Genomic DNA, 13,286 nt, shown 5'->3' with positions numbered 1-13,286 from the left:
AAGTTGTTATTGCACTTGTATCGCGTGATATGATCTTTGTACGCGATTGGCTTTATCAACGCTACACTGTTGTGACTGCGGTAAACAATGTCCTGATAAATACTGGTCATCCTTGCCAGAATTAAAAAACCGATACGTTATGTATCGGTTTAAAATGTAGCAGAGCCCATCACAAAGGTCAACTGTTAAGCGTGCAACACGCATTACATTTTGATGAGCACAAGCGTTTTGACATTCAATCGATAGATAATATTATACTTGAGTTTGATTGGCATACATCTCACGCATGACTTTTTTGTCATGCTTGCCAACAGAGGTTTTTGGCAGTTCATCAACGAATTTAAATTGACTTGGCACGCCATATTTAGGAATGATACCGCGCTCTACCGCTTTTTCTGCAATGGCTTTAATATCGTCAGCACTGGTTTCTTGAGCATTTGGTTTTAGTACCACCAAAGCCAACGGGCGCTCGCCCCATTGCTTATCCCGAACGCCAATCACTGAGACATCCGCTACGGATGGATGCAGTGATAAAATCGTCTCAATCTCAAGCGATGAGATCCACTCGCCCCCTGATTTGATCACATCTTTTAGGCGATCAGTGATTTTAATATAACCATCAGGACGTATGTAAGCGATGTCTTGAGTGTGCATATAGCCACTCTCCCACAGCTCCTTACCAGCGTCGTCATTTTTGAAATAGCTTTGGGTCAACCAAGGTGCCCGTAGCACCAGCTCACCCGTATTCTCTTGACCCTTACCTACTGGTTTGTTGCCCTCACCCCATACTTGTGCATCGACCATAAGCACTGGCTTACCTGTCATACAGCGACGGGCGATGTCTTCATCTTCCGTCATTTCAGGCTCATTGAGACTAAATTCAGTCAGACTGATAAGCGGTGCCGTCTCTGACATACCGTAGCCGGTGTAAACTTCGATGCCTTGAGACATTGCTGTTTTTGCTAGCCCTTCGGTCAATCTTGAACCACCAATGATCATTTTTAGCCCATTAAAGCTGGCATCGCGATCTTGCGCCTCTTTGAGCACCATCTGCAAAATCGTTGGCACACAATGTGTGATACTCACCTTTTCATTGAGGATCAAATCCAGCAAGCTATCAGGCGCATAACGTCCTGGATAGACTTGCTTTAGACCCACCATCGTTGCTGTAAATGGGAAACCCCATGCGTGTACGTGGAACATCGGCGTCATCGGCATATAGACATCACCGTAGCTAACACCTTGCTTATTTGGTAGCATACCCAATGTTGCCGCTTCCGCTAGACTGTGCAGTACCAACTGACGGTGACTAAAGAAAACGCCTTTGGGATTCCCTGTCGTACCTGAGGTATAAAAGGTCGTCGCGATGGTATTTTCATCAAAGTCTGGAAAGTCAAAATGACTATCAGCAGCTTCTAGCAATGCTTCATACTCGCCTGTCACGCGGCTTTGATTACTGCCAAAAACCCCTTCAGCGGTCAAACCATTGTCGTCTAGCCAAATAATGTGCTCGATACTAGAATTTTCAAATTGATAGTCTTTGACCAATGGCGCAAACTCAGAGTTTAGCATCAGCACTTTAGGCTTGGCATGGTTGATGGTGTAGAGGACTTTTTCTGGTGATAGACGGATATTGACAGTTTGTAGAATGTACTCTGACATCGGTACCGCAAAATAAGACTCAAGATAGCGATTGCTGTCCCAGTCCATAACGGCAACGATGTCGCCTGCATCAAGGTTCAGGTCAGCAAGTACGTTTGCCAAGCGATTGATACGCTCAAACAAGTCCTTGTAAGTGAGTCGCTTTTTGTCCGCATAGACAATCTCTTGGTCTTGTGACACTGTTTTTGCACGGTTTAAGAGCTGCTTGACCAGTAATGGATAATCATAGGCAGAGGGGGCACCATGGTACATATTTGACATAGACCTAACTTCCTTGTTTGTCGCGCTTATAAGTTATAGATAGTAATAAATAAGTAGCAATAAGACATACTAATACAGAATGAACCGCTATAACCACACTATTTTTATAATATAGAGTCATTATTACTGTTGATAGCGTCCTGCTGAATACCAATCGGTTTTGGCGCAGTAAAAGCAACAAGCTTCACTGACCGCAATAAGATTGAATACCTCTTTGATAGTAAAAAAAAACCATCACCATGTAAAGCGACCTTACATTACGTATCATAAGACGGGTAACCAAACATAGATAATACCTGATATACCGTTAAGTGGCGCGTCTTGTCGTTTTAATCATCCCAAAACTGGCTATCAAGAGTGCCAATACCTGAACAAACAATAACAACCATACGGTAAGAGACCACTGCCCTCGCGCATAGGCTATACCACCCAGCCACGCTCCAAGTGTACCGCCTGTGTAATAGCCCATGTAATATAAGCCTGATGCCAATGATCGACCTTTTTTGACATTAACAGCAATATAGCTGATGGTCGCTGACTGCGTAATAAACACACCAGATGACATAACAGCAAGTCCTATGATTACCCCCCATAGTGGGGTCACCAAGGTCAACAGAACTCCAATCATGGAGATAATGATGGCTACCCGAACCGTACGTGCTGAGCCAAACCGGCGCAGCAAGGTCGTTGATAGTGGCGTAATAATCACACCAAGCAAATACACGGCAAAAATATTGGCGAGCGCACCTGTACCAAGCTCATAAGGCTTATCCGCCAAATGTAAGTTGATAAAAGTGAAGCAGCCTACAAGGGAGAACAGCACACAAGCGCCAAGCAGACAAGCGGTCACCACATAACGATTGGTGACATGCTCACCTAACGTCTGTATCGCTGAGCGAAAATTAGGATTGGCCTCAAAGTGACGAGACGATGGTAGCATCTTGCCAACCCATATCGCCCCCAACAAAGTCATCGCTGTCATCACATAGTAACCGTCACGCCAGCCAATCAATTCATGCAAATGCCCCATCAAAAACCGGCCCATAAAGCCGCCAAGCACGCTTCCTGACACATAAAAGGACATCAGATCAGTCATTGCTCGGCCCTCAAACTCCTCACCGATATAAGCAATCGTCACCACCGTAATACCGGGTACAGAAAGTCCTTGCATAAAACGCCAAATACCGACCCATTCAATACTCGAGCTTTGGGCAATCAGCGCTGTTGGTATGGCCAAAAATAACAAAGCACCGACGATAAAGGATTTGCGCCCGACGGCATCTGAGAGCATACCCAAAAATGGTGACATGATGGCAATGGCCAATACAGTAGCGCCAACGATCATGCCCGCTTGCACTTCCGTCGCAGAAAAGTCCACCATCATGACTGGCAGCACGGCTTGGATAGAGTACACCTGTAAAAAAGCAAACATACCAATCAGGCCAATCGTGAGCTTTAATATCCACGACGTAGAGTGACTGGATGAGGCTACTGTCTTTGGTGCAAAATTTTGATTTTTATCTTTAGAATTATTCACAAGGGCGCTTACTATAATTGATTATGCTATGACAAGGAGGCGTCATTGGCTTGGATAATGAAAGAATATAATGTGAAACTATGAAGGAGGTGCACAGCCATACAGGATATCTATTTATCATAATGACCAGAAAAGCATGTTAGCACACCAACCGATATACTCAGGTTTAAATGTGTTATTGGCGCTTGGTTAGACTCTCCATTTAGAATAAAGAATTGGATCTATACCCTCAATGATGACATGTACCTAACAACTTTTTATTTTTACACATCTACATTGCTTATATCTTTTCTATTACAGACTTTACGCGCTCAAAAATCAATAATCATAGGGTGCTACCTATCAATAAGCAAAATAATTGAACAACTAAACGATTAAGGAGTCATGTCAATGAATGATGAGATTTACGATTTAGGTGCAGTATTTTGGAGTATTCGAGGGTCATTTATAAAAAACGGCATTATGGATATCGGCGTCCAATGTGCGCTTATAAAGCTATCATCAGGCCGATTTATTTTTTTGGACAGCTATACTTTAAAAGACGAGGTTCGTCAGCAAGTGATGGCATTGACCAATGATGGTCAAGATGTCGAAGCCGTCTTAAATGTTCATCCATTTCATACGATACATTGTGCGCAAATGGCTAAAGACTTTCCGCAAGCCACGTTTTACGGTAGTAGTCGACACCCAAAACAAGTACCAGAAGTAAGCTGGGCAGAGGATTTGGTCGAAAGCGATGCGGTCGCTGAGCGTTATCCTGAGCTGAAGTTCTCCCTACCTCAGGGCATCTACTACATCGCCCCTGATGAGTCAGTCCATGCAAGCTCACTATTGGTCTATCATCCTGCCAGCCAAAGTATATATGTCGATGATACGTTTGAGATACCACCTTCTAAGCTGTTTGATGCCGTACAGCCAAACCTAGGTTTACACCCCACCACCAAACAAGCACTAAAAGATGAGCCCGACGCTGGCAAAGCCTATTGTGATTGGGCGATAGATCTTGCACACGAATGGCGCAGCGTACATCATTTTTGCGGTGCACATTCAGGATTAGTCGTATTTGAAGAAGGCCAATTTGAAGCAGCGTTATTATCTGCTATTGATAACGCGCGTAGCGAGCTTGAGGCAAAATAACGACTCTAAGAAAAATGTAAAATATAAAAATTTCGACAAGAAAAACAATCACTTGTTGATTCAATCTATTACATAAGGAAAACGATAAATGTCAGATAAAATTCATGATTTAGGGGCAGGATTTTGGAACATACGCGGGTCATTCCGTATCGGCGGTGTGATAAACATTGGTACCCAGTGCTCACTGGTCAAGCTATCCTCAGGACGCTTTGTATTTTTGGACAGCTACGCCTTAACAGGTGACGTTCGAGACGAAGTCATGGCGCTCACCAATAATGGTCAAGATGTCGAGGCGGTGCTAAACGTTCATCCATTCCATACTGTATATTGTGCGCAAATGGCAAAAGACTTCCCTCAAGCCACGTTTTACGGCAGTAGTCGCCATCATAAAAAGATACCAGAAGTGCGCTGGGCTGACGATTTGGTAGAGAGTGATGCAGTCGCTGAGCGCTACCCTGAGCTTAAATTTTCAATGTCAGAGGGCATTTACTATATATCGCCTAATGAGATGATTCATGCAGGCTCCTTGTTGGCCTATCATCCTGCCAGCCAAAGCTTACACGTTGATGATACGTTTATGAGTCCGCCCATCAAGCTGTTAGAAGCGGTATTGCCTGAGCTGATATTGCACCCTACCACCAAAAAAGCACTCAAAGACAAGCCAAATGCAGGCGCACAATATTGCGACTGGGCAACCAACCTAGCACATGAGTGGCGCGATGTTCGAAATTTTTGTGCCGCACACTCTTATCTTGTTAGGTTCAAAGACGGTGAGTTTGAGAAGGCACTGATAAAAGCCATTGATAAAGCTCGACCCAAACTTATCAAAGCCTAATCTCTTCTTATATTGATATCGCGTAATGATAAAAAAGGGACTAAGAGATAGCCCCTTTTTACCGCATGCTTATTAAGTCGCATGAGAGTAGTCTGGCGGTCGCTATCTGTATACTCTAGTATCGCTATGTTTAATGCAAAAGAGCATGATGTGTCATTGAAGCGCTGCCACGACTAAAGAGACAACCAAGATAGTGGTCGCTTATGATTAGCTGTCTTGTTTTAATACCCCTTGCCACTGATGGATAAACTCACCGTTTGGATCATATTGCTGGGTTTGTTTATCAAGATTGAACTGCCGACATCCTCTTGGATCCGCCCCCACACCTGCTAGATATTGCCAATTCCCCCAGTTACTGGCGACGTCATAATCGATAAGATGCTGCTCAAAGTAAGTCGCCCCATAACGCCAATCAAGACCCAACTCATGGACAAAGCAACTGGCGACTAACTGTCGTCCACGGTTTGACATATATCCTGTTGCCTTCAATTGGTTCATACAGGCGTTGACAATAGGATATGCTGTATCACCATTTCTCCATTGTTCTAATTTTTTCTGATCCAGTTGGGTTGATGGCGTGTGCTGACCAATACCTTTAAACCAGAATAATTTTTGCTGATGGGTGACAGCGTACCAATAAAAATATTCACGCCAAAGCAGCTCAAACCATATCCAATAAGTGGAGTCATTTGCGATGACATCACGCTCATAATGGCGCAGTCGATTCAATACGGTGTTGATAGACAACGAGCCGTTAGCCAGCCAAGCAGAAAATTTTGTGGAATGCGTCCATTCATCAAGCGCGTTTCGTGTGATTTTATAAGTACTTGGCGCGTCGGAATTAAAATAATTCTTTAAGTGATTTAGCCCGTTCGACTCACCACCTTTGAAATTAGGCGCTTGCTGTTTTTGTTGGGAGATTGCCTGCGCATTATCTTCGCCTACTTTAAAGAAGTACTCGCACCTATCCACCAGACTCTCAGGTATTGGGGCCAATCGCTCTGGCGTCGCGCAAATAGTGATGTCTTGTGCTGCATGCAATAAATCATAATCTGCTTCAATTTTTTTGCGGAACTGCGTAAAGCTTTTGGGCAAATCATTTAGCGGTAACTCATCAAACAAAGTAGCCGTTGTCTCAATATGCCAACATATCTGCGGATGTTTATTCTGTAGTCGTACATATATTTGGTTCTGATAATAATCAGCCGTTTGACTCACACAGATATCTGTCACCTGCTGCGCCTCAATGAGTTCATTCAACTGCATGAAGCTATTCGGTGACGTTGGGGTTTTGTGTAGATGTAGCAACTTGTTGCCAAGCAGCTCTAATGATGTATTTAAGTCCGCCAAACTCTCTTGCAAAAATTGCTGGCGGGCGACGCCCATCGTGTCATAATGATAAGCAGCCTGAGAGTTTTGATTGTCCAATATATCCATCAAGGATGAGGCATAAACCAGTAATAATCGCCCATCACGCGAGAGCTTGGCGGCTTTCGATAACGTGGCATTGTCCATCACTCGCAGATCATTATGAAAGAGAACCAATACATTTTTACCAGATAGCTGATGGGACATGGCATAAACCTCTTATTGTTCGATAGCTTTTAATTAGGGCGTGTTGAACATTCGACCATGGCACTGACAGCGACTATTTTTTAGGCGATTCGATGTTAAAAATAATAAGTTTAGTCATTCTAAGCGCTTATTTTTAACGATGAAGCGGCAAAAAAGAGTCCTGTCCCCTGCTTTTATCGTTGGGGCTGATGCTAAAATTGCCCCATACTGCGTTACAAATATCGCTAAGGCATCTGCATTATCGTCGCTTTGTGCCTTGTCTGGAACCATTTTAGCGATCAGCAGTGCCTATTTGCGAATGTTCAACACGCCCTAATCTCAATGCTCTTTTTTTATTGGGCTTTATTATCTTAAAATAGCATATCTTGCTTACGACAAGTTTGGTATTGACTCATGGCATTAATAACCTACTAGCAAGGTAGTAATTATCCAAGCTAAAATCTACTTATCGCCATTGACTCTCATGCTCCGGACTGCTTAAATGGCTTACCTCTAGGAGAATACCATGACTGAAAAAAATATCGCTGAAGAGAACAAATTGGATGAAAAACGTAAACTTATCAATCGATTCTTGATGAGACTGACGAAAGAGCAGCCACAAATGTATTATGCCACCACCTCTGAGATATCTCGGAGCATCCATACCATGATAAAAGAACATACCAATCGCTTGTCAGTAGAAGAGCAATCACTGGTCAGACGTATGACTATCGAAGAGATTGAAGGGTTATTGGGCTTTCATGCTAGATAGATGACTAGACTATAGGCTAATTATCATATAAGTAGGTTCAAGCACAACCATCGAACATCACAAAAAAAGACCGCTATCGAAGCGGTCTTTTTTTATTATTTATCGTAGTGCAATGCTATTAGAACGGATACTGACGTGGCTCGTTTTGCATTGAAATCCAATGCGTTCTGGTGAACTCTTCTAGTACCCATTCGCCGTTGAAGCGACCGATACCTGAGTTCTTCTCACCACCGAACGGCGTGTTGCTTTCGTCGTTGACTGAGATGTCATTGATATGTGTCATACCTGCTCTGATACCACGAGCGAAACGTAGACCTTTTTGCATATCAGATGTGAATACCGCACTAGATAGGCCATACATAGAGTCATTGGCGATCGATAATGCATCGTCTTCGTCTTTAGCACGGATAATACCAACCAATGGGCCAAACACTTCATTACAGGATAGATCCATCTCGCGAGTGACTTCAGTAAAGATATGCGGCGGTACGACTTGGCCTTCAATCTCACCACTGAGTATCATTTTCGCGCCTTCGTCCTGCGCTTTGGCGATCTTCTCTTTGAGCGATTTGAGTTGTTTTTCGTTGATGATAGGGCCAATAGCCGTATCTTGCTTATTAGGATCACCGACATTCAATGTTTTGACGTGCGCCAAGAAACGCTCTACGAAGTCATCATATATCTCGTCTTCCACAATGACCCTATTGATCGCGATACAGATTTGGCCTTGATGCAAGAATTTACCAAAAGCAGCAGCTTTGACTGCTTGCTCAATGTCAGCATCTTTTAGTACAACAAACGGGCTGTTACCACCAAGCTCAAGCGCGACTTGTTTGATATACTCACCGCCGTTCGCAAGCTCACCGATGTGCTGGCCTACTGAGGTTGAACCTGTGAATGATACTAAGCTTGGCGCTTTGTGCTCGACGATGGCATCGCCTATCTCACTACCGGAGCCGACCACGACGTTTAATAGACCTTTTGGCAGACCCGCTTCTTCAAACACTTTTGCTAGTAGTAAGCCACCTGTCACTGGTGTGTCGCTTGCTGGCTTTAATACAACCGCATTACCAAGGGCTAATGCTGGTGCGATAGAACGCTGGGTTAAATGCAGCGGAAAGTTCCATGGGCTAATGACTGCTACCACTCCGATGGGCTCACGGTAAATGAAGTTTTCTTTGCCAGGAGTGTTAGAGGGGCGAATCTCACCGTGTACGCGGTTAGGAAAAGACGCTGCTTCAAGCGTGATGGCACGTGCCGAGCTAAATTCAACCATGGCTTTAATGCGCGTACTGCCCGACTCTTTGATCAACCAGTCAACGATTTCATCTTGGCGCTGATCTAGGATACTGACTACCTTATACATAACAGCTGCACGCTCAGCTGGCGTCGTTTTTGCCCATTTGGCTTGCGCTTGGTCGGCAGCATCGTATGCTTCATCAAGCTGGTCTTTAGTCGCTTGCTGAATTTCTACAATCGTATCGCCATTGTAGGGATTGGTATCAGTATTAATGCTATCATCTTTACCTTTTTGCCATTCACCGCCAATGAATTGCAAATGAAAATCGCTATAGGCATTACTGTTATTATCATTGCTTGACATAATCATCCTTATTTTTGCTTTGTTATATAAAAATTTATTTTCAGTACTTTGAATAAAATAGTTGAAGCTGTCTTATAGGTAAGATACTCACAGTTATGGTTAAATCACAAATTGACATAAATTAAAATCGAACATTTATGATAACTGATAAGAACAAAACCTACCTTGATAGACGACTGGTCTAATGCTACCATAGATATTAGTAAAACAGGACTGTTTTTTCAGCCAATATTGTCGATAAAACGTAACACATATAAATATATAGCATTAGAATATGCCATCGACATGACGCTCAAATGAAACCTGACGACCCTATTACTACGATTATCAAGGGAGAAAATTCTATTTATGTCTAATATCATAGACACTGGCACCACACCCGATACCAAAGCTCATTTGCTTGCCACTGGTTACCAATTAATAGCCAAAAAAGGCTTTACCGCTGTCGGCCTCAAACAAATATTAGACACAGCTGGCGTGCCTAAAGGCTCTTTTTATCATTATTTTGCCTCAAAAGAAGCCTTTGGTGAGGCCATCATCAATCATTACTTCAGCTTATATAAAGCTCGTCTTGATATCATCGATGCACAAAATGTGAGCGCCCAGCAAAAGCTATATGATTACTTCCAAAACTGGTACGACACCCAGCAGAACGGCTGTGATCACGACAAATGCTTAGTAGTGAAGCTAAGCGCAGAAGTGGCTGATATATCAGAAACCATGCGTAAAGCACTTGATACCGGCTATCAACAAACGACCATGTGGCTCGCCGAGCAGATCAAGGCAGGCTGGATAGATGGGTCTGTACCTCGCCACGATAATATATCAGCTGAGAGTATGGCCAAACGTTGGTATTTCGCGTGGCTTGGTGCCAGCCTAATGGCTAAGATCAGCCAAACGAATACGCCCCTAGCGGAAATTTGGCAAATGACGACGACTCAAATGGGACGTTGATAATAAGATAATAAACAGTAACGTTTTCGGTATTAGAGCCCCCTAAATTGGGGGCTTATGTTTGCGTCCACACATCATATTGTTATTTAAAACCCAATGCTTGATAAAAACGTTGTATGAGAGTTTTGTAATCATTTATAAACAATCACTAGACGACTGGTCTAATTGGTGTACAATGCGTATCAAGCATTTAGAGCAAATATAAAATAAGCATTGCTTACCACTCATTATTTAACATCAACATATTTGACGGAACCATTTTTATCAACATTAGGAATTTTATGAATAACTTTCAATACTACAACCCAGTCCGCATCGTTTTTGGTGAAGGTCAAATCGAACAACTATCAGACCTAGTGCCTACTGACGCTCGCGTTCTTATTACTTACGGTGGTGGTTCAGCACAGCGTACCGGTACTTTGGATGAAGTAAAAACTGCATTAGCGGCAAGCGGTAATCGTACTGTGTTTGAATTTGGTGGTATCGAAGCCAATCCAGAATTCACCACACTATTAAAAGCAGCCGATATGGTGAATGAGCAAAACATCGACTTCTTATTAGCAGTGGGCGGTGGTTCTGTGATTGATGGCAGTAAATTTGTGGCACTCGTATCTTCATTAACTGAAGAAGATGGTACGGTCTCACGTGATCAAGCTTGGGACGCGCTAACAGGTTATTGCAAAAACATCGATTCTGCTATTGACCTAGGTGCGGTATTGACCATCCCAGCAACGGGTTCTGAGATGAACTCAGGCGGCGTGATTAACTATAGCGAACGTCAAGCAAAACTACCATTTGGTAACCCACTGGCCTTCCCTAAATTCTCAATCCTAGATCCAGTAAAAACCCTTACATTACCTGAACGTCAGGTTATGAACGGCGTTGCTGATGCCTTTGTCCATGTGATGGAACAGTATTTAACTTATCCAGTCAATGCCAAGGTTCAAGACGCTTTTGCTGAAAGCTTGCTCAAAATCCTTATCGATGAAGGTCTAGTCGTTAAGCAAGATCCAGAGAACCTAGAAACACGTAAGAACATTATGTGGACAGCAACCATGGCATTGAACGGCCTGATCGGTACTGGTGTGCCACAAGACTGGACAACCCATATGATCGGTCATGAGCTTACGTCTTTGCACGCTATCGATCATGCACGTACCTTGACCATCGTCTTGCCATCGGTCATGCGTGAGCTAAAAGAAAGCAAAAAAGAAAAACTACTCCAGTACGCACGTAACGTATGGAACATCACTGATACTGACCAAGACGACGATTCAATCATCGAAACGGCTATTGTCTATACTGAAAACTTCTTCCGCGAACTTGGCTTGCCGGTGAGCTTAGAAGACGTCGATTTGACTGAGTCAGCGATTGATCCAATTATCAAGCAACTTGATGCACATAACATGGTCAAACTTGGTGAGCACGGCAAAAACGATTTAGACGTCTCACGTCGTATCTTACAGCGTGCTGTGACTAGCAAAGCGTCTTAATAAGCGATATAGCAAGAACTGTCAGAAGAATTATAAGAAAAATCGCGACAGTAACAATAACTACATAACGTTATGCTATTTATAGTAGTTATAGTCAATCAATATTAAAAGTGGTACAAGGCAGACGAGTGCTAGTACTACAGTAGTAGGCTAAACGAGTCTAACGCTGTAACACTTTAATAGTGGTTCGAGTATATTCAATTCAATACTGAGTAGTCACTACATCTAATACCTCTATAATAATGACAATGAATAAATATAAATGAGTCCTACTATGAGCTTCGATAAAGAGCAGAATCAACAAACCAACCGTCAAATCAAACTTGCCAGCCGCCCGAACGGCGAGCCAACCGCTGATAACTTTGATCTGACAACCAGCGACATCCCAACGCCAAACGATAACGAGATGTTATTACGCACGGTATATCTGTCATTAGACCCATATATGCGTGGACGTATGAGCGATGCAAAAAGCTATGCAGACCCATTAGCAGTCGGTGACGTCATCATGGGTGGCACAGTCGCGCAAGTGGTTGAGTCTAATATCGATAAATTTGCTGTCGGTGATTTGGTCGTATCAAATTCCGGCTGGCAGGACTACAGTGTCAGTGATGGCGAAGGCGTCCTGAAACTGGACAAAAACATGGCAAACCCTTCTTATGGTTTAGGTGTGTTAGGTATGCCCGGCTTCACTGGTTACATGGGTCTGACTGATATCGGCAAACCACAGAAAGGCGAAACGTTAGTTGTCGCTGCAGCCACTGGACCTGTCGGTGCTACGGTCGGTCAAGTGGGTAATCAATATGGTCTTCGCACTGTTGGTGTAGCAGGCGGTAAAGAGAAATGCGATTTCGCGGTCAACGAGCTTGGCTTTGATGTCTGTATCGACCACAGAGCCGATGACTTTGCTGAGCAATTAAAAGCGGCCTGCCCAGATGGTATCGATATCTATTATGAAAACGTCGGTGGGCACGTGTTTGACGCTGTCATGCCATTATTAAATGATCATGCTCGTATTCCCGTATGCGGTCTGGTCTCACAATACAATGCAACCGATCTACCTGATGGCAAAGACCGCCTAGGTCAATTGATGGGACTCATTCTCCGTCAGCGTCTCACGGTCAGAGGCTTCATTATCTTTGAAGAGTATGGCGACCACTTCCCAGAGTTCTTAGAAACCATGAGCAAATGGGTAGAGTCAGGCGACGTCAAAACCAAAGAATACATCGCTGATGGTTTAGACAATGCACCAGAAGCCTTTGTCGGTATGTTAAACGGTGATAACTTTGGTAAAACAGTGGTTAAGGTCTCTGACGTTCAGTAACTTATGTTAAATAATTGACTGTTAAATAATTGACGATAGGTAATAACTATTGTTAATAACAACTTAACAACATAACTTGCTAAGATCACTACTGAAAGTTACGTCTGAAGCAGGAATAATATTAGCGGTCACCACTTATACTGATAACGTTTTG

At 43.3% G+C, this 13,286-nt stretch carries 10 protein-coding genes; 6 read left to right on the top strand and 4 right to left on the bottom strand.

The features are described from left to right. Positions 1–252 precede the first annotated feature (252 nt). A complete protein-coding gene (locus PSBA01_RS11090; RefSeq protein WP_071001717.1) occupies positions 253–1,923 on the bottom strand; it encodes a fatty acid--CoA ligase in 1,671 nt (556 codons plus the stop codon). Positions 1,924–2,230: 307 nt separating this feature from the next. Further along, entirely contained in the window at positions 2,231–3,355 is a 1,125-nt protein-coding gene (locus tag PSBA01_RS11085; RefSeq protein WP_093070033.1) for an MFS transporter, read from the bottom strand. 495 nt (positions 3,356–3,850) lie between these two features. Here PSBA01_RS11085 and PSBA01_RS11080 point away from each other — a divergent pair, with 495 nt between their 5' ends. Next, positions 3,851–4,597, top strand: a complete 747-nt coding sequence (locus PSBA01_RS11080; protein WP_186474371.1) for a hypothetical protein — start codon at positions 3,851–3,853, stop codon at positions 4,595–4,597. An 88-nt stretch (positions 4,598–4,685) separates the two neighbouring features. Further along, positions 4,686–5,432 (top strand): hypothetical protein, encoded by a 747-nt coding sequence (locus PSBA01_RS11075; RefSeq protein WP_071001720.1) that lies wholly within the window; start codon positions 4,686–4,688, stop codon positions 5,430–5,432. A gap of 207 nt (positions 5,433–5,639) precedes the next feature. On the opposite strand, the gene PSBA01_RS11070 is transcribed toward PSBA01_RS11075, so the two are convergent. Further along, entirely contained in the window at positions 5,640–7,007 is a 1,368-nt protein-coding gene (locus tag PSBA01_RS11070) for a DASH family cryptochrome (RefSeq protein ID WP_186474369.1), read from the bottom strand. A gap of 505 nt (positions 7,008–7,512) precedes the next feature. Between PSBA01_RS11070 and PSBA01_RS11065 the strand changes: the two genes are divergently transcribed. Beyond that, complete coding sequence (locus tag PSBA01_RS11065; RefSeq protein ID WP_186474367.1) at positions 7,513–7,758, top strand: hypothetical protein; 246 nt, start codon at positions 7,513–7,515, stop codon at positions 7,756–7,758. 118 nt (positions 7,759–7,876) lie between these two features. Here PSBA01_RS11065 and PSBA01_RS11060 read toward each other — a convergent pair whose 3' ends face one another. Further along, entirely contained in the window at positions 7,877–9,361 is a 1,485-nt protein-coding gene (locus tag PSBA01_RS11060; RefSeq protein ID WP_186474365.1) for an aldehyde dehydrogenase family protein, read from the bottom strand. A 348-nt stretch (positions 9,362–9,709) separates the two neighbouring features. Here PSBA01_RS11060 and PSBA01_RS11055 point away from each other — a divergent pair, with 348 nt between their 5' ends. The 3 genes from PSBA01_RS11055 to PSBA01_RS11045 all read left to right on the top strand — a co-directional run bounded on the left by PSBA01_RS11055 (position 9,710) and on the right by PSBA01_RS11045 (position 13,132). Continuing rightward, positions 9,710–10,315, top strand: coding sequence for a TetR/AcrR family transcriptional regulator (locus PSBA01_RS11055; RefSeq protein WP_071001724.1), 606 nt, complete (start codon positions 9,710–9,712; stop codon positions 10,313–10,315). Positions 10,316–10,596: 281 nt separating this feature from the next. Further along, complete coding sequence (locus PSBA01_RS11050; protein ID WP_186474363.1) at positions 10,597–11,808, top strand: iron-containing alcohol dehydrogenase; 1,212 nt, start codon at positions 10,597–10,599, stop codon at positions 11,806–11,808. A gap of 274 nt (positions 11,809–12,082) precedes the next feature. Continuing rightward, the gene (locus PSBA01_RS11045; RefSeq protein WP_071001726.1) at positions 12,083–13,132 is read left to right on the top strand and encodes an NADP-dependent oxidoreductase; all 1,050 of its coding nucleotides are present in this window, start codon (positions 12,083–12,085) and stop codon (positions 13,130–13,132) included. The last annotated feature ends 154 nt before the right edge of the window (positions 13,133–13,286 follow it).

Source organism: Psychrobacter sp. KCTC 72983 (genome assembly GCF_014280455.1).
Taxonomy (GTDB): domain Bacteria; phylum Pseudomonadota; class Gammaproteobacteria; order Pseudomonadales; family Moraxellaceae; genus Psychrobacter; species Psychrobacter pacificensis.
The sequence above is the reverse complement of the archived record's forward strand: the minus strand, read 5'-3'. Positions and strand labels throughout refer to the sequence as shown.